At 52.5% G+C, this 16,744-nt stretch carries 18 protein-coding genes; 7 read left to right on the plus strand and 11 right to left on the minus strand.

Annotated features, from left to right (window positions below; all coding sequences use genetic code 11):
• Together GT019_RS21600 and GT019_RS21605 are read left to right on the plus strand one after the other, a co-directional pair.
• Positions 1-741 (plus strand): IS110 family RNA-guided transposase (locus GT019_RS21600; RefSeq protein ID WP_161745302.1); only part of this gene is annotated, 741 nt, incomplete at its 5' end.
• A 469-nt stretch (positions 742-1,210) separates the two neighbouring features.
• Positions 1,211-2,491 carry an IS110 family RNA-guided transposase gene (locus GT019_RS21605; RefSeq protein ID WP_161745304.1) on the plus strand — a complete coding sequence of 427 codons (1,281 nt, stop codon included), beginning with the start codon at positions 1,211-1,213 and terminating at the stop codon, positions 2,489-2,491.
• Between the two features lie 401 nt (positions 2,492-2,892).
• Here GT019_RS21605 and GT019_RS21610 read toward each other — a convergent pair whose 3' ends face one another.
• Both GT019_RS21610 and GT019_RS21615 read right to left on the minus strand, forming a co-directional pair.
• Positions 2,893-3,396, minus strand: a complete 504-nt coding sequence (locus GT019_RS21610; RefSeq protein ID WP_161745306.1) for a hypothetical protein — start codon at positions 3,394-3,396, stop codon at positions 2,893-2,895.
• A 448-nt stretch (positions 3,397-3,844) separates the two neighbouring features.
• Positions 3,845-4,321: a UPF0158 family protein gene (locus GT019_RS21615; protein WP_161745308.1), complete on the minus strand. Its 477-nt coding sequence runs from the start codon at positions 4,319-4,321 to the stop codon at positions 3,845-3,847.
• A gap of 728 nt (positions 4,322-5,049) precedes the next feature.
• Here GT019_RS21615 and GT019_RS21620 point away from each other — a divergent pair.
• Positions 5,050-6,180 carry a DUF2515 family protein gene (locus GT019_RS21620; protein WP_328804020.1) on the plus strand — a complete coding sequence of 377 codons (1,131 nt, stop codon included), beginning with the start codon at positions 5,050-5,052 and terminating at the stop codon, positions 6,178-6,180.
• A gap of 15 nt (positions 6,181-6,195) precedes the next feature.
• On the opposite strand, the gene GT019_RS21625 is transcribed toward GT019_RS21620, so the two are convergent.
• The 6 genes from GT019_RS21625 to GT019_RS21650 form a co-directional block, all read right to left on the minus strand.
• A complete protein-coding gene (locus tag GT019_RS21625) occupies positions 6,196-6,957 on the minus strand; it encodes an ABC transporter permease (protein WP_161745312.1) in 762 nt (253 codons plus the stop codon).
• Positions 6,954-7,718, minus strand: coding sequence for an ABC transporter ATP-binding protein (locus GT019_RS21630; protein WP_161745314.1), 765 nt, complete (start codon positions 7,716-7,718; stop codon positions 6,954-6,956). Before GT019_RS21630 ends, GT019_RS21625 begins: the two co-directional genes overlap by 4 nt.
• A 15-nt stretch (positions 7,719-7,733) precedes the next feature.
• Positions 7,734-8,084: a DUF1048 domain-containing protein gene (locus GT019_RS21635; RefSeq protein ID WP_161745316.1), complete on the minus strand. Its 351-nt coding sequence runs from the start codon at positions 8,082-8,084 to the stop codon at positions 7,734-7,736.
• Between the two features lie 13 nt (positions 8,085-8,097).
• Complete coding sequence (locus GT019_RS21640) at positions 8,098-8,445, minus strand: DUF1048 domain-containing protein (RefSeq protein WP_161745319.1); 348 nt, start codon at positions 8,443-8,445, stop codon at positions 8,098-8,100.
• Positions 8,442-8,768: a PadR family transcriptional regulator gene (locus GT019_RS21645; protein WP_201755508.1), complete on the minus strand. Its 327-nt coding sequence runs from the start codon at positions 8,766-8,768 to the stop codon at positions 8,442-8,444. Before GT019_RS21645 ends, GT019_RS21640 begins: the two co-directional genes overlap by 4 nt.
• 179 nt (positions 8,769-8,947) lie before the next feature.
• The gene (locus tag GT019_RS21650; protein WP_161745323.1) at positions 8,948-9,307 is read right to left on the minus strand and encodes a MerR family transcriptional regulator; all 360 of its coding nucleotides are present in this window, start codon (positions 9,305-9,307) and stop codon (positions 8,948-8,950) included.
• A gap of 103 nt (positions 9,308-9,410) precedes the next feature.
• Here GT019_RS21650 and GT019_RS21655 point away from each other — a divergent pair, with 103 nt between their 5' ends.
• On the plus strand, positions 9,411-10,121 hold the full coding sequence (locus tag GT019_RS21655; RefSeq protein WP_161745326.1) for an SDR family NAD(P)-dependent oxidoreductase: 711 nt from the start codon (positions 9,411-9,413) through the stop codon (positions 10,119-10,121).
• Between the two features lie 192 nt (positions 10,122-10,313).
• Here the strand turns inward: GT019_RS21655 and GT019_RS21660 are convergent, their stop codons facing one another.
• Complete coding sequence (locus GT019_RS21660; protein ID WP_161745328.1) at positions 10,314-11,033, minus strand: hypothetical protein; 720 nt, start codon at positions 11,031-11,033, stop codon at positions 10,314-10,316.
• A 353-nt stretch (positions 11,034-11,386) separates the two neighbouring features.
• On the opposite strand from GT019_RS21660, the gene GT019_RS21665 reads away from it, so the two are divergent.
• Positions 11,387-12,379, plus strand: coding sequence for a ketoacyl-ACP synthase III (locus tag GT019_RS21665; protein ID WP_161745330.1), 993 nt, complete (start codon positions 11,387-11,389; stop codon positions 12,377-12,379).
• A gap of 155 nt (positions 12,380-12,534) precedes the next feature.
• Here the strand turns inward: GT019_RS21665 and GT019_RS21670 are convergent, their stop codons facing one another.
• On the minus strand, positions 12,535-12,924 hold the full coding sequence (locus GT019_RS21670) for a hypothetical protein (protein WP_161745333.1): 390 nt from the start codon (positions 12,922-12,924) through the stop codon (positions 12,535-12,537).
• A 216-nt stretch (positions 12,925-13,140) separates the two neighbouring features.
• Here GT019_RS21670 and GT019_RS21675 point away from each other — a divergent pair, with 216 nt between their 5' ends.
• Positions 13,141-14,052, plus strand: coding sequence for a J domain-containing protein (locus tag GT019_RS21675; RefSeq protein WP_161745335.1), 912 nt, complete (start codon positions 13,141-13,143; stop codon positions 14,050-14,052).
• A 231-nt stretch (positions 14,053-14,283) separates the two neighbouring features.
• On the opposite strand, the gene GT019_RS21680 is transcribed toward GT019_RS21675, so the two are convergent.
• On the minus strand, positions 14,284-15,420 hold the full coding sequence (locus tag GT019_RS21680; protein WP_161745337.1) for a sn-glycerol-1-phosphate dehydrogenase: 1,137 nt from the start codon (positions 15,418-15,420) through the stop codon (positions 14,284-14,286).
• 148 nt (positions 15,421-15,568) lie between these two features.
• Here GT019_RS21680 and GT019_RS21685 point away from each other — a divergent pair, with 148 nt between their 5' ends.
• A complete protein-coding gene (locus GT019_RS21685; RefSeq protein ID WP_161745339.1) occupies positions 15,569-16,651 on the plus strand; it encodes a glycosyltransferase family 4 protein in 1,083 nt (360 codons plus the stop codon).
• Positions 16,652-16,744: the final 93 nt, after the last annotated feature.

The raw sequence follows: 16,744 nt of genomic DNA on the forward strand, positions 1-16,744 counted from the left end.
TTGGTTCGCGCTCGTCATGACGCTAAGGAAGACTTGCAACGTGCTCGCCTTCGCCTTGTCCAGTTCTTACTTCGTCACGACCTGCGTCCACCAAAGGGTACACGAAACTGGTCCGGCACGCATCGAGAATGGCTAGCTGGACTTCGCTTTGAAAAATCATCACAGCGCATCGTGTTCCAAGAATACCTTCATGCTATTGATGAAGTGACGGATCGAATGAAACGCATTGAACTTGAAATTCATGAACAAGCAACAACCAGTATTCATGCCCCTGTTATCCAGGCTCTTCAAACCATGCGTGGCGTAGCAGAGGTAACCGCAACAACATTAGTAGCAGAAATCGGACAGTTCTCTCGCTTTTCAAGTCCCAGGCAATTGATGTCGTATGCAGGACTCGTTCCTAAAGAGTATTCAAGCGGCGCTAGCCGTTGGCAAGGATCCATCACGAAGGTTGGGAATGCTCATATTCGTCATGTCATCGTAGAATCTGCTTGGTCCTATCGCCATGCTCCTGCTCTAAAAGGACAACTCCGCTCTCGCCAGGAAGGTCAAGATCCAGAAGCCAAGCGCATTGCCTGGAAAGCGCAGCATCGACTGCACCAGAAATATGATGGCATCACTACTAGAGGGAAAGGCGGGAAGCAAGCTGCTGTTGCCGTTGCCAGGGAACTCATCGGGTTTGTATGGGCTATTGGTTGTACAATTGAGAAGAAGCAGTCGGCAACCGTATTAATCGCTTAGTTTTGTAACTGGATGGCCACGACGAGGATTTGAAATCTTGGCTCGGAGGCAAACACCGGTAAGGAGAACCCTCATGTTAAGCTATGCACTAGGAAACTGATTAAAAGCCGAACGTGCGCCGTTAGTCCGAGGCAGCTCCAAAGACGGATGGATGAAATGCGGTACCCAACCCGCGCATATCAGACTGTTAACCACCGTCATCGCTTTGCCTTCGTGCCAAGATTTTAAAGCAATTCCCCTTAGAAAATGATTTTTGAAGAGAGGTATTGACCGCCTCGTTCATATCAGCTTAATGAAAAATGGAGCAGCTGTCGCCGGGCAAGCTGCTTCAATATGTGTTCAACTATCAGTTACCCGTTAACATTCCTGTAGGTGTTAGTAGATGCGATTTGCAGAAAAACGAACGCCTCGCTAGGATGAGTATGTACTGGGTTGCAGCCCTCAGAACTCACCTTAGGAGGCGTTATAAATGAAGTCTAGACTAGTTAAAGCTCAAAATCAACGTGTAGAACGCATTTCCACTTCGACTCTTGTCATTGGCATCGACATTGCCAAGGAGAAACATGCTGCTCAAGCAATTAACTTTCGAGGTATCGTCCTCACCAATCGCCCACTCTCGTTCTCAAACGAACATGCGGGCTTTGAGCATTTAATCAGCAGTATTCGTAAATTGCAGAACATTCACCAGTTGAATGACGTCGTTGTGGGAATGGAAAGTACCGGCCACTACTGGTTCAACATCGCGAATTGGTTGGTGAAACAAGGCGTTTCTGTTGTCCTTGTCAATCCAATGACGACCAAACGTAATAAGGAAAACAGAGACAACTCCCCTTCCAAGAATGACCCAAAGGATGCTTTGGTCATTGCCGATGCGGTGAGTCGCGGGTTCTACACGCCCTTCTCTCCAAAGGATGAAGCCTTTCGCCGTATGCGAGTTATGGTTACAAACAGAGAGCATTGGGTTGTTAAATCCGGTCGCATTAAGAACAGAATCCACCGCTGGCTGGACATCCGTTTTCCTGAGTATAGGCAAGCGTTCGAAGACATTTTTACTCCTCGTTCACTAGCCACTTTGCGTCGTTTTCCAGCCCCATCTGACATCGTGCAATTGGCTCCGGAACAAATGGTACAGATCTGGGGAGAGTACATGGATAGACCTGGCGGTATGCGAGGCAGAAACAAGGCGCTTGAGCTCCAAGCACTCGCAAGACATAGCGTTGGTGACGCCACTGCCCTTGAAGAAGACAAATGGGAGCTGCGGCACCTCATTGAAGAATTTGAACGAATCTGCCACATCATTGATGAAGCGGACGAGATGATTGAAAAGCTATTGCCTGAAATCCCCTGTTCGGATCTCGTTCGATCCGTTGGTGTTTCCGTGCCTGCAACGGCTGCCCTATTTGCATTTGGAGGGGACCTACGTAAGTTGTCTCATGGGAACCAGTTATTGCGAAAGGCTGGCTTGAACTTAGCGGAACGTAGCTCCGGCAAGTATAAAGGGCACATTAAGCTGACCAAACGAGGAAACTCATTGCTGCGTAAGCATTTGTACTTCTCGGTGTTTCACCTTTTATCTCACAACCGTGCATTTCAAGCCTTACATGCACACAATATTGAAGTAAAACGAATGACGAAAATGCAATCCATGATGAAGCTGATTGGGAAATTGGCTCGCATGCTTGTAGCCATGGCGCGAGAAGGACAAACTTTCTCCGCGAACAAAGCTCAACCGCTATTAGCAGCAGCTTAAACAACTAAACGCGCAACCTAGCCCGATGGATCGTCTCATTTGCAAGATTTCATAAAGAAAGCACGGAGTACCGAGATTTTTACGCTTTAGGGCATAGACCCGTTCCGTTAACGTTGATCGGACTCCACACCTTGGATAGATAGGACGAAGGAATGTGAGGGCATAGACCCGTCGAGATTTGGGAGAGTGAATCCCAAGGACCTTGTGGAGAGAGGCGTGCAGTAAAACCTTTCATGGGAGATGTTGTAAACAAACCAACACCTTCTATTCCCGCATGCCCTCAAACGGAGCAGCTTAGCCCCTCTCATGTAATTCTTGAAACTCCTATTGATTCATGCATATGAAATTCTGCGAATGAGCGAGCATTCGCGAGAAAACCTTTATTCTCTGAGGGAGCATAATCATCTGACTTCTATAACAAAAACGGATGATGTATCACCTTTTGAAAAATCTGCAGATATGCCGTATTTATATATTCCTTTTTCTTTTGGAGCCTTGAAAGATCCACCTTGCAATGGAATTTGTGTTGGTTTTCCATCAACATATTGCTGAATGATTAAGCTACTAGGTGCTGTTTTATATTCGAACGAAATTTCAATGTCTTCTTTAGGACTTATAGTAGTAGGAGTAACCCCTCTTAACATTGTTTCTACATCTGCATAATCTGCACATCCTAAATTACCCCAACAATATGTACTTTGGATAACTGGAATTTGTGTTTGTCCCGAAGTAACATTGGGAAGAGGTGGAGATTTTTTAATGATTTTAATACCAATGTTTCTAGCGTACCCTTGAAATCTTGTATGCTCTACAATGTTTCCTGCAAAAGGAGTGAAATAAAGGAACACTACCAGTAAACCTAAAAATCCAGTAAAAGAAATTATTAGTGTTCTTTTACGACGCATCCCAAGCCTCCTTGACATTCAAATCTCCACCGTTCGTTCTTGTAGCTGAGGAGTTCGCTGCCTATTCACTCACCCAATATATGACGTAATTGGATAGTAATTGTTGCGCTAAACTGCCCGTCCCTCGGTTTTAAGGGTTTATCTCACATATACTCACTCATTCGCAGGATTTCATCACCTTGAAATAGATATGGAGGTGGAGAAAGCTATGGGCGGATGCCGTTAGCCCAGTAACTGGGTATGCGGGAACAAAGGAATTGCTTCAGCCATTCCTTTCTGCCTAACTCTACTGCACGCAAACTCCACAAGTGCCCTGGTGTTTACCATCCCATGGCTCGACGGGTCTAAGCCCTCACATTCCATCGTCATAATATTCAAAGAAATCACCTTCACATTTCAACATTAGCATGCCAATAAATTATTCGTGAGACGATTGAACTCCCCTAGCTTAAGTCCGAATTTCAATATCGTGTTCCTTACACCATTCAATTACGAATTCCTTTAACTTTCTTTCTTTGTAGGCATACCATTGTTTATCAACATCATGTTCCGTAATGTAATCTTTAAATCTGCGGAAAGCTCCTCGACCTTGAATTTCTTCAGACAGTTTTTCTCGAATTTCTTCATCCTCTAAAGCCCCAATAAAATCTTCCATGAGTTTATATTCATTAAAGTCGTTTCTTAATGTAAAGTCGACGTAGATCCCATCTTCATCTTCAAGAATTTGCATAGCTCTCTCGATGTTCTCTCTTTGCCATTCAGGAAATCTTTCGAGTGACATTTCATCTTCAGCCGCTCCAATTTCTTCTCTTGATAGCGTAATCACTTCTCCTGTTATTGAATTTATATATGTATACGTATCATCCATTTTCATCTCAATTTCATCAACTAAATCCATTAGCTTAACTGGTTTCTTAGCATTCATATGCAATTTCTCCCCTTATCATTATTTCTTCAAATCAAAAAGCATCAACCGTTGTTTCGCTATCTTCACTCCATTATTTTTCACCTTATATCTATCATACTAGCAAAATCTCTAAATTTGCTCATTTCAAGAAAGAAATCCGGTTCGCGTAATCGGATAGCTAGAGCACTTTGAACTTACATCCCTGTTACAGTCATCAACACGCTTATAACCGCCTTTACTTGCTCATGGTCTAAAAATACCATCGTAAGCCGGTCATCCGACCGGCAGCGAGTGTGCCGCTTCCCGAATTCATCCCCGCCGCCGCTTAACCGCAAAAAACGGCTTCTCGCGTTTTGTCGCGACAAGGACTCTGAACTGGAAAGTGCATCCCAGCAACGAAAAAGCAGTTCACCCTCAACCGAGGATGGACTGCTTTTGCTCAATTCGCTTTATCCTTCGTTTTACGTTCACACGTTAGGCAGCTCCCAATTGCTGTCGACTTTACTCCGTCCTTCGCCGCTGTTTGCTTAGGCTCCTACGGCAAGCCCGCCAATTAATTCATCATTAATCGCTATAGCCCGTCGTAAAGTAAGCATATAAGCATCGGGAGACGGCTCTTTTCGTATTGTTTCCATGCTCCGCTTTATCCCCTTCCTCGTACCCGGCACTCCATCCTCCCGTTACCCCTCTTTCGGATATACCTATTCGTCTCTTCAATAGAGAATTCAATCGGGAGGGAAGCGCCTATCTTATTTACAAGAAACCGCCAAAAAACGCCGCTTGAAACGATCCGGGGGGAATTAAAGAAAAGATTAAAACACTCCCCGGATATCTCGGATGCGTTAACGTCTTCAGATAGAAAGCTCCTGGACAACATTAGTTCGATGACCCGGGAGCATAACCTTAATAACGTGACGAGAACCAAAGCCTATCTTGCCTTTTATCTCCGTCATCCTGAGATGCATTGGGCCTTCTTAGGACATATGGTATCGCGGAATGGCGGCTGGAACATGACCGATCTGAAGGGAGAGTTTCTAACCCAACTGCTCTCGGACGAGGAACGGGACTTGTTTTTCCGATTTTTAGAACGCGGCAACTGGCTCATTTTCCAAGATGTATACCCGCAACTTCTGCTATACGAAGAGAGCGTAAAGACAAATAGACCCCTGTTTTATTTACTGCCTCGACTGAAGGTTTCTATTTTCATGGAAGCGATTTGGGACTATTTTTGGAGAACCCGAGATGCGTATATCCATTGTATCGGGTTAGTAATCAATGAACAAAGTTACTTGGAACAAAGGGTCATTCAGAACCCTTATTATCAACAAGAAGTACTTAATAAAATGAAATTCCACCTTCAGGATTTGCTGTCCTTCAATCAAATTCTATTTCCTGCTGAAGGCAATCGTTTAAAGGGGCAGACGCTATACCAATTCCAGTCCCTCCATGAGCGAATTTTATTTGGCAAAAAGCTCTATGCCGTTTTGTTTAAGAATCCGGAATTTAACCTGCAGGCTTTAGAATGGGCAAAGCGCAATCCGCATACGGGCTCCAGGAAGGATTACTGGCCGCATCTATTCAACAGTGTAAATGAAGGCGTCCCGGGAATTACCTCCCCATTAAGGTTAAAAGCATGTCAAATTCACCACGATGCAAAAAGATTTTACAGCCCCAACTTGGAGGTCGCTTGGAAAAATGCAAGCCAGCCGGAAGCCGAACCGGGGGATTGGTTTCAAGATCTACGTGTCGTGGATTATTTAGAAGATGACATACCAATGTTGGACGGAGAGATTCGGAAGGAATATTGTAAAACATTGGAGCGACTCGAAATTGCCGCGCTTGCCAAAAAAGCGATTCGCTTTTTGGAAAAAAGATAGCTTGGCACGCGCTGATTAAGCTGCTTTTCGTGCATACGCGCGCATCGCGAAAATATAAGCGACGATCATAATCCCGACGCACCACGCGAGCGCGATCCAAATCTCATTGCCCGCAGGCTGACCGGACAGCAGCGCACGGATCGTTTCCACGATTGAAGTCACCGGCTGGTTGTCGGCGAAAGCGCGCACGACCTTCGGCATCGAATCGGTCGGCACGAAGGCCGAGCTGATAAACGGCAGGAAGATTAGCGGATAGGAAAAGGCGCTTGCGCCTTCCACCGTTTTTCCGGACAATCCGGCAATCGCCGCGACCCAAGTCAACGCCAGCGTAAATAGCACGAGTATGCCGGTTACGGCGAGCCATGGCAGGACGCCCGCCGACGAGCGAAAGCCCATCAAGAGCGCTACGAGAATGATGACGACGAGCGATATGACGTTGGATACCAGCGAGGTCAGCACATGCCCCCACAGCACGGCGGAACGCGCGATCGGCATGGAGCGGAACCGCTCGATGATGCCCCGCTGCTTATCCATAAAGAGACGATAAGCCGTATAGGATATCCCGCTTGCAATCGCGATCAGCAGGATACCGGGCAGCAAGTAGTTCACATAGTTATCCGTGCCGGTCTCGATCGCGCCGCCAAACACGTAGACGAACAGCAGCATCATCGCAATCGGAGTGATGCAAACGGTGACGATAGTGTCCATGCTGCGGAAAATATGACGCATGGAGCGTCCAAGCATCACGCTCATTTCGCCGAGAAAGGTTTTGTTCATGGTTGCCTACCCTCCCTTTTACCGATGATCGCGAGAAAAATCTCTTCCAATGAAGGTTGTTTTTCCACATACTCCACCTTTGCCGGCGGGAACAGTCTCTTCAATTCCTCAAGCGTGCCATGGGCAATGATCCTGCCCTCGTGCAAAATGGCGATTCGATCGGCAAGGTGCTCGGCTTCGTCCAAGTACTGCGTAGTCAGAAATATCGTCGTACCGCCGTCTGCAAGTTCCTTGGCGATCTTCCAGACCTCGATGCGGGCCTCTGGATCAAGACCGGTAGTCGGCTCGTCGAGGAAAATGATCTGCGTTTGTCCGACAAGGCTCAAGGCAATGTCGAGCCTGCGGCGCATGCCGCCCGAATACGTAGCGGCTTTACGGTCCGCGGCATCTGTCAGGCCGAAGCGTATCAGCATCTCGTCCGCGACCAGACGCGGATGCTCAAGGTGCCGCAGCTTGGCGATTAGGATCAGATTCTCCCGCCCGGTCAAAATCTCGTCAACCGCGGCGAATTGGCCGGTCAGGCTGATCGCATGACGCACTTGTTCCGGTTTTGACGCGACGTCGAATCCGTTTACGATGGCGGTGCCTCCGTCCTGTTCGAGCAGCGTGGCGAGGATTCGGACAATCGTCGTCTTGCCCGCGCCGTTGGAGCCGAGCAGGGCGAAAATCTCGCCTCGCTTTACTTCGAAATCGACGCCCCTCAGGACTTCCGTGTCCTTGAAAGACTTCCGCAGACCCTTCACTTCAATGGCCTTTTGCATCCCGCTCTCCCCCCTTTACTTTGTTCGATCCGTATCCCGCTTCAAGGCCTTCCTGCTTTCTCGGACAACCGATTCTTGGAAGATGTCGGCGTACGTTTTCGAATCTTTGATGAGATCGTCGCAGAACGCCGCCACGTCGCTGCCCGTCACTTCGAGCACGCCTTTCCCCGAGGCCGCGCCTTCTTCGAAAAGATCGATAATTCCCGAGAGCAAACCCGTCCCTTCGGTCAACTCGACAGGGCCGACCTTAAAAAGATATCTTTGAAGCTCTTTATAGACGATCTGATAATCTTGCGGCAGTGCTTTGACGCGCGCCATATGCGCCCGCCACTCTTTTTTGCCTTTGATCATATCTTGTATGCTCATGGTATCCTTCCTCCTATTTGCGCAATTTTTTGGCGATCGTCTGGTTGAGCTGCCGGCGCCACTTGTCGCGATAAGATGTTGCCCCTTCTTCGCCGGCCAGCGCCGAACAGAAGCCTTGGATATCGTCGCCCAATACGTCTTGGACGCGCTGACCGTCCGCCGCCGTTTCTTCGAGCAGGCCGAGCACGCCGTCAAGAATCGGCATGAGATTCCGACCGGTGAAGTCGCCGTGCGGCCAAAGATAGGCATTGATTTGCGCCCATGCCGCTTGATAGTCGGCCGGCAGCTGCTTGACTCGCGATTCGAAGTCTTTCAATGCTTTCGTCATGTCGCTGCCGGTGATTTTTTCCCAAAAATTCATGGTCGGTTCTCCTTTAACTCGTTTATTTTGGATGATACGAACGCCCATTTTTCCCAGAACCTCCGCAGCTCCTCGCGTCCCGCTTCGTTGATCGCGAAAAACTTTCGCGGCGGGCCCATGTCGGATGGCTTCTTGGAGATCTCCACCAGCTTGTTTTTTTCAAGCCGGATCAGGATGGTGTACACCGTTCCCTCCACGACATCCGCAAAGCCGAGGGCGTTCAGCCGGCGCGTGATCTCGTAGCCGTAGGTTTCGTTGCGGCTTATAATTTCAAGGACGCAGCCCTCGAGCGCCCCTTTGAGCATTTCCGTTAGATTTTCCAGCTCGCTCACTCCTTGCTATTCTGTATCACTGGTATCAAGTGTTACTTACTACTACTATAAAGTAACACGCAGTAGTCGAGGTGTCAATAGCTTCTTGCTCAACACGAAACAGCGACAGGCCAAGACATAACAAACGATGCCTCAGACTGCCGCTATTGTCGTTGCGCGAATCCAGCGCGCTAATAATTTTCTCCGCGATAATATCGGTCAAGCTTCTGCTCCAAGTGGGCAAGCTGCGACTTCTTCGCTTCGATATCGACCAGAAGCTTTTCCTTTTGTTCTTGAATGAGCTTGATTCGCTCGGGGAGCGTCGCGGTTCCGGCTTTGACCATGTCATAGTACTGCTTGATGTCTTCCACGCCCATTCCGGTTTCGCGCAAACATTTGATGAATACCAGCCAATTGAGCTCGTTCTCTGTATAGAGACGATTATTTTGCGCGCTTCGCGCAGCCGGTTCCAGCAATCCCTTTCTCTCGTAGAAACGAATCGCTCCGATGTTCAACCCGGCTTCCTTCGCTGCTTGTCCGATTGTAAACATAGTGTCCTCGCGTATATTAAAAATTATCGTTGACCTACACTTAGTGTAGCATAGTAAGTTATACATCATGCAACGAAAATCATTTAGGAAAGAGGGATTTATTTTGAAACATACCGCCTTCGTAACGGGAGCCAACAAAGGAATCGGATTCGAGATCGCAAAGCAGCTGGGCGAAAAGGGCTGGAAGGTGATCCTAGGCGCCCGCGATCCCGAACGGGGCGAAGCAGCCGTTTCCGAACTGGCCGCCCAAGGGTTGGACGTAGCGTTCGTGCAAATCGACATGACCGATTCGCAAAAAATCGAGCAAGGCGCGCACGCGATCAAAACGAAATATCCGGAATTAAAGCTGCTGGTCAATAACGCCGGCATGCCGGGCGCGTTTTCCCGTTCGTTCACGGAAACGAAAGAAGCGGACCTGCGGAACGCGTTTGAAGTGAGCTTCTTCGGAACCTACCGCTTGAATCAGCTTTTGTTCCCGTTAATCAAGGAAAACGAAGGCACTGTCGTAAACGTATCGACCGATATGGCCTCCCTTGACCATATGCAAAACGCAGCAGTCACTTTAAACGCATTCGATTATAATTCTTCCAAAACGGCCAACAATGCCATGACCATTTCCATGGCCTATGAAGTTAGAAACAGCAATGCGCAAGTATTTGCGATCACGCCCGGTTTCACCACGACCGATCTGAACGGCAATTCGAAAGGCGGCAAATCCAAAGCCGAGGGAGCAGCCATCATCGTAGGTTACGCCACGGACGGCAAGCGCCATAACGGCGAATTCCTGAATGAGCAAGGCGTTGTGGCGTGGTAATCTCTCTGCGTTACGCCACCCCGTGAACATCGCTTTATGAAGCCGGCAGCCTTTCGGCTGCCGGCTTCATAAAGCGAGACAAATACAAGACACCTTCAAGACGAAGCTTCCATGTCGTAAGATATGGAGAACAACTTGAAGGTGTTTTTGTCTTGGCAACAACCGAAAAAAGTCACAATCAATCCGAAGTTTTCACTGCGCTTTCGGTAACCTGGCAAGGGAGAACAGCGATCTGATGTGCAGGACGAACAGTATCGGCACGGCCGCGGTCGGGATCAGCACGAGAGGCAGCTCCGAAATCGCCCGAGCAAATGTACTGCCAGGGAAGAACCCGTATGCAACCAATGCACCGAGGACTAGCGCGAGCATCAGATCGGCGATACCGAGTGCGTTGAACCATAACGCTGCACGGCGACCTGTGCCACGCGCGAGTTTCCGCACGACGAACGGCGTAGCGATGCTTACGGCGATATCGCCCACGCCTGCGGGGATGGCAAAAGCGGCAGGTAAGTACCCCATACCCATCGCGATTAGAAATACGACTCCGACAACCCGGAATCCATGAGGCTGCATAAAGGTGCCTGTCATCGACGGTTCATTCAGGATTTTCCTTGCCGTCGGGACAAACGTGAGGGCAAATAGACTGCCTAAGAAGACCACGACTGCCGTGGGCAGCCAGGGAAATCCTAGCTCACCAGGCTGGACGCGGTAACCGCCATTGGCAGCAAAGATTGCGCTGATGATGAACCAACCGCCGAGCGCGAGCGCTTTGATCGAGATGAAAACGGTAATTCGCCTACGGCTGAGACCGGCTCCGATGGCTCCTCGATACAGCACGACGCAGGTCATTGTCGCGATGCCGATAGCGCCTGCTAAGGTGATTATCCATACATAGACAGGTAGCTCGAACATAGGAAGCCTCCGTTTGCAATGACGAATATATACTTTTTTCATTTTCATTTTATCCAACATTCGGCAATACATACGATAACATATATTGCGACTCCACTGCCCGTTCGTGCAAGGACGGCTGCCGATCTTCGTTCCGAGAGTCTATTGGGGCGCTTTCTTTTCATATCGAACGCTGCGGAGCTATGGAACAAATTTTTATTATTCTTGAATAAAAACACGATTTCTTGGGCAAAATAGATCCTTAGAAAATCATTCAAAAAACTAAATCGGACTATAGACAAAGATCGAATATAGGTGTAGGCTAGACTCATTAGTACCAGAACTTAGGACTAGATACTAAGGAGTTGAGTTCCATGCTTCAGCAACCTTTGCATTCCCATGCGGCAATTACGGCTTTTGGCGCTTATGTTCCGGAACGAATCCTCACGAATGCCGATTTGGAGCAGATGGTGGAAACGACGGACGAATGGATCTTCCAACGGACGGGGATCAAAGAACGGCGGATCGCCGCGGAAGGCGAATTCTGCAGCGACATGTGCTTCGGCGCGGTCCGGGACCTGCAGCTGCGATACGGCGTCGTGCTCGAGGACGTCGATTACGTACTCGTCGCGACGACGACGCCGGAAACGTACTTCCCGAGCATGGCCGCGCGCGTGCAAGCGGAGTTCGGCATCGCCTCCTGCGGCGCCGCCGACATCCAGGCCGCGTGCGCCGGCTTCGTCTCCGCGCTGCAGATGGCGAACGGCCTGATCCTCTCCGGCGCTTATCATAAAATCCTCGTCATCGGCGCGGAGACGCTGTCCAAGGCGACGGATTACGCGGACCGCTCCACTTGCATCCTGTTCGGCGACGGCGCAGGCGCCATGCTCGTGGAACGAAGCGAGGACGGCGCGTTCCTCGCGTCTTATAACAGCACCAAAGGCAACGACGGCCATCATCTGTACCGCTCCTCCCTCGCGCCGTCGATCGACGGCGTGCCGATCCAGACGAACGGCTTGATCGTGCAGAACGGCCGCGAGGTTTACCGCTGGGCCGTGACCACCGTGCCCAAAGGCATCAACGCCCTCATGGAACGCAACGGCTTGTCGGTCGCGGACATCGATTGGTTCGTGCCGCACAGCGCCAACATGCGCATCGTCGAATCCGTCTGCGAGCGCACCGGCATCCCGCTCGAGCGCACGCTTACGAGCATGCGGGAATACGGGAACACCTCGGCGGCTTCCATCCCGCTCGCGATCGATTTGGCGCTCAAGGAAGAGCGGATCAAGAACGGCGACGCCCTGCTTCTGTACGGCTTCGGCGGCGGCCTGACGGAGTCTGCGCTCCTGCTGCGCTGGACGTTATAAAGCGAACCGAACTAGGGCAGTCTATTCCGTAGCGTCCCGGCTTGACCTTGATAACGGCTCCGTTTACGATGCATTGTTGTCCCGATCAAGCGAAAAGCCCTTCGACTGCCCGAAACCGGACAGTCGAAGGGCTTTTTTGGAACATCGATCCCCGATTAAGCGAGCACCCATGCCGACATCGATACCGGGCCGTCGATGCCCACATCCGCATCGATCGTCGTTAAAAACAACTGAATCGCATGGTGGCCGACCGCCAGGTTTTCAAGAATCGTATGGAACGACAGCAGCGCAGAGTTCGGCGGATCGATGAAGATGTCAGCCGATCCTTGTACGACGGAATCCACCAGGACCGTCGCGACTAACAGCGTGGGGTCAAGCGGCGTCTGGGTGCCGATCGTGGACATGATTTCCAGGACCGATCCGGGAGCGGATACGTAAATTCCCATCGTCAGCAGCAGCTGCGGCTCGGCCGACGTCACCGTCAGAACGGCTCCGTCCGAGACATTGTTCAATCTGGCGCTATTATAGTTGATGACCGTAGGCAACGCTATCACCTTATTATCTATCGGTTTTGATGTAAGATATGAATTTCCGATAGATCTTGTGCATCGCGCGGGATGGCCGATTTTCCCGATGCGGCGCGGATGACGGGCCTGGCTGGCGGAGCGCGGCGATTGCCGTTATTCTCATTTTGCCCGAAAGGGGCAAAGGCGGTATACTAGAACGTATACGAACCTATAGAAAGCGAAGGTAGCCCCGTTATGGATGAACTGAAGAAAGCTTACGAGCTGCTCGGCCTGCCCGAAGGCGCATCCAAGGATGACGTCGAGAAACGCTATTTTCTATTGATCCGCAGGGAACGCGCCAGCCGGCAGCGCGAAGAGACGGGCCAACCGGACGAACAGGCGCTGAGCCTGGAGGAGATCAACAAAGCCTATAAATTGATTTTGGAATACGACGAGAAGAAGACGATGGAGCAGTTCAACGCCGCCGCTTACGGCAAATACAAAGGAATGGCCGGCTCCGCCCAGAAGGTCGACCATTTCTTCAGCTACTATAAATTCCACGTGCTCGGCGTCATCGCGCTCATCCTGATCGTCATTTTCGGCACCAAGGCGTACGTCGACCACCGCCACAAAATGGCCGAGCTCGCCAAGCTGCCGCCGATCGATGTAAGCGTCTCCTTCTTCGGCGAGTACTATAGCCCGGACGGCAGCTATCCCGTCAGCGACCTGAAGCCGATGGAGGACAAGTTCCTGGCGCAGTTCCCGGATTGGAAGCGCGTCCAAGGCTTCTTCACGTACGTGCCGGCGGACATCAAGAGCGAGCAGGATTCCGCGCTCATCCAGAAGAGCATGATCGATCTCATGATGAACAAGGCGGACGTCTACATTTTGGATAAAGTAAACTTCTTGAAGCTGGCGCAGGACGGCTCGCTCCTGCCGCTCGACGGCGACAACGCCGCCAAGCTCGGCGCGGCCGTCAAGCCGGAGCTCGGCGTCAAGGCCAAGACGGAGGACGTGCCCGAGGAGCATGTGTACGGCGTCGATATCTCCGGCAGCCCCTTGCTGAAGGAACTTCCGGTCATCGGCAAAGAGTACATCGCGGGCATCCGGGTCAATTCGGAACGGCCGGACAACGCCTTCAAATTCATCTCGAAATACCTGGAGTAAGCTTGCCGTGCCAACGCTTGCCGCAGCCCGAATCGAAGGCGATTCGGGCTGCGGTTTTTTCGTGCCTGCGCAGTATCCTGCACTGTATCTTGCGCTGTATCCTGCGCTGTATTCGGAAGTCTTGATTCGAGCGGCATCGCGATAAGCCGCGCAACGACAAATAGGCGCAGCCGCCGTACGTCATGTACGCGCGCCTGCGCCTTGCTTCGGTTTAACCCGCCGAACTGTCGCCTATGCTCCGCCGCGCAGCACCAAATGCTTCAAGCCCGTATAGCGGTCGCGCAGCAGGTGCGCTTCCCGCAGCGATTCGTCCAGCAGCTCCCGGGTCAGACCGATCTCTTCGGGAACGGCCGGTCCCCCGGCCCGCCGGAGCCAAGCCTGCAGCTGCTCTCCCTCCGGCAGCCCGCCGAATATCGACGGGTACGCCTCGCCGAGCCGGTCGCGGTAAAGCTTCGCCAGCAGCGCGCAAGCGACGCCGACCTTGGCGCCGTGCAGGAGCTGCCTGCGGCCTTCCTTCAGATACGCCATCTCCCAATGATGCGACAGATGATGCTCGCCTCCGGAAGCCGGCCGCGAATGGCCGACGAGCAGCATCGACCAGCCGGAAAGCAGCAGCGCCTCCATCAGCGTTTCCACGCCGCGCGGCGTGCCGGACGCGATCTCGTCGACCGCACCTATGCATGCCAGCAGCGCCCGTTCGGTCAGCTCGAACGCGAGCGGACAGAAGGGCTCGCCCGCCATCTCGGCGGAGAAGCGCCAGTCCGCCAGCGACGTGAATTTGCCCAGCATATCCCCGAAGCCCGCTGCCGTCATGCGCTGCGGCGCGGCCGACAGCACGTCCAGGTCGGCGAAGATCGCGGTCGGCGCGATCGCCGGGACCGTCTGCTTGAAGCCGTCCACGATAATCGGCGCGCCGACGGACGTGAAGCCGTCCACGGAAGCCGCCGTCGGCACGGACACGAAGACGCGGTTCGTCTGCGAGCATACGAACCGGACCACGTCGTGAATCGTGCCGGAGCCGACGGCCAGCATCGCCTGCGCTTCCTTCGGCGTCTCCAGCATCGCCTGCACGATGGTCCGTTCGTCCGCGATCACGTCGCCCTGTCCGTTCGGCTTGAGCCGGCACACGCCGAACGGAACGGCAGCCGCTCGCAATAACTCGGCGAGCCGTTCTCCGGCCGCCTCCCATGTGTTGTCGTCGGCCACGATCACGACGGATGCGTAATTCTGCTGCTTGAGATACGGCGCGACCTGCGCGAGCGCGCCGGCGGCCAACGCGCCTTCCATCGCGATCGGAGCGTATACGACGCCTTCCGGCTGCTTGGCCGCGGCTTCGTTGATTTCTTCCAGCGCTGCTTTGATGTCCATGGCGATCGAGTCCCCTTTCTTCAATAGCCTCATTTTACCATAAGGAAGAATTGATAGTCTTGCAGAATGGCTGACAAGTACCCATACGGGCCAATGCAGTCGGGCATACACTAGGGTAAATGCGCGTAACCCGGGAGGTAGGAATGCCATGAAGCTATTGTTTACGTACTTTATCCCAAGCGGCGGAATCGAGACGCTCAACCGGCTGCGCTACCATGCGCTGCGTGCCGTCGGCATCGAGGCCCATGCCCTCTATCTGTGGAACGGCGCCGGGACGCAAAACATGACCGGCATTCCTCATTTCGTGACCAACAACGACTTCGAAATCATCCACGTGCTGCAAACCGGCGGGTACGACGCCATCGTCGTCACCTGCGACCACCTGATGCTGCAGCGGCTTCACGGACTCGGGTACCGCGGCACGATCATCTACGAGGCGCAAGGGCTCGGGACGACGGAACAAGCCGAATCCACGCTCGCCTTCGCCTCCACGTTCATCCGCATGTACGCCCGAGGCGCCATCAGTCCTCCGACCTCGCACATGATGGTGCTGTTCCAGCGGTACCTCGGCGATTTTCCGAGGTTCTACGTGCAGAACATGATCGACACCGACCAGTTCAGCCATCGTCCGTCCCCTTGGCTCAACCCGTCCGGCGCGCCGATCCTCGGCTGGATCGGGCGGCTCGAGAACAACAAGAACTGGCCGCTGTATCTGCGCATCGCCGCCGCGCTCGCGAAGGAGAAGCCGGACCTGCAGCTCTGGATGTTCGAGGATGCGACGATCTCCGAGCCCGGCGAACGGGAGAAATTCCACCATCTGGTGCGCGAGCTCGACCTGGAAGCCCGCCTGCTCGTCCGCTCCAATATCCCGCACGGCCATATGCCCCATTACTTATCGGCCATCGGCGATTCCGGCGGCATGCTGCTCTCGACCTCGTATACCGAAGGTTTCGGCTATGCCGTCGCGGAAGCCATGAGCTGCCGCTGCCCCGTGCTGTCCACGGACTCCGACGGCGTCCGCTGCTTTATCGACCATAATCGGACCGGCAAATTTTTCTTATCGCGCAGCGTGGAAGAAGCCGTCCGGGAAGCGAAGGAGCTGTTCGACAATCGGCCGTTAACCGAGCAGCTCCGGCTGCAGGCGCAGCAGCATATCCGGACCCGGTTCTCCCTTGAACGGTATGCCGCAGACATCGTCAACGTGCTCGGCGCGCTCGGACTCCGGGCCTAAGCCGGCCAAAGATGGCCAGACGCCCCGGAACAGCTGACCGTATCGCATTCGCCCTGGCCCCGTATAGTAAGTAGGAAGAGGAATCTCATTCTG

It is taken from the genome of Paenibacillus glycinis, assembly GCF_009909185.1.
GTDB lineage: Bacteria > Bacillota > Bacilli > Paenibacillales > Paenibacillaceae > Paenibacillus_Z > Paenibacillus_Z glycinis.

Coding starts and splice junctions, on each gene's coding strand:
- GT019_RS21665 (WP_161745330.1), top strand. CDS start 11,387: ATGCTTCAGCAACCTTTGCATTCCCATGCGGCAATTACGGCTTTTGGC.
- GT019_RS21610 (WP_161745306.1), bottom strand. CDS start 3,396: ATGCGTCGTAAAAGAACACTAATAATTTCTTTTACTGGATTTTTAGGT.
- GT019_RS21625 (WP_161745312.1), bottom strand. CDS start 6,957: ATGAACAAAACCTTTCTCGGCGAAATGAGCGTGATGCTTGGACGCTCC.
- GT019_RS21615 (WP_161745308.1), bottom strand. CDS start 4,321: ATGAATGCTAAGAAACCAGTTAAGCTAATGGATTTAGTTGATGAAATT.
- GT019_RS21630 (WP_161745314.1), bottom strand. CDS start 7,718: ATGCAAAAGGCCATTGAAGTGAAGGGTCTGCGGAAGTCTTTCAAGGAC.
- GT019_RS21640 (WP_161745319.1), bottom strand. CDS start 8,445: ATGAATTTTTGGGAAAAAATCACCGGCAGCGACATGACGAAAGCATTG.
- GT019_RS21650 (WP_161745323.1), bottom strand. CDS start 9,307: ATGTTTACAATCGGACAAGCAGCGAAGGAAGCCGGGTTGAACATCGGA.
- GT019_RS21675 (WP_161745335.1), top strand. CDS start 13,141: ATGGATGAACTGAAGAAAGCTTACGAGCTGCTCGGCCTGCCCGAAGGC.
- GT019_RS21635 (WP_161745316.1), bottom strand. CDS start 8,084: ATGAGCATACAAGATATGATCAAAGGCAAAAAAGAGTGGCGGGCGCAT.
- GT019_RS21660 (WP_161745328.1), bottom strand. CDS start 11,033: ATGTTCGAGCTACCTGTCTATGTATGGATAATCACCTTAGCAGGCGCT.
- GT019_RS21680 (WP_161745337.1), bottom strand. CDS start 15,420: ATGGACATCAAAGCAGCGCTGGAAGAAATCAACGAAGCCGCGGCCAAG.
- GT019_RS21685 (WP_161745339.1), top strand. CDS start 15,569: ATGAAGCTATTGTTTACGTACTTTATCCCAAGCGGCGGAATCGAGACG.
- GT019_RS21605 (WP_161745304.1), top strand. CDS start 1,211: ATGAAGTCTAGACTAGTTAAAGCTCAAAATCAACGTGTAGAACGCATT.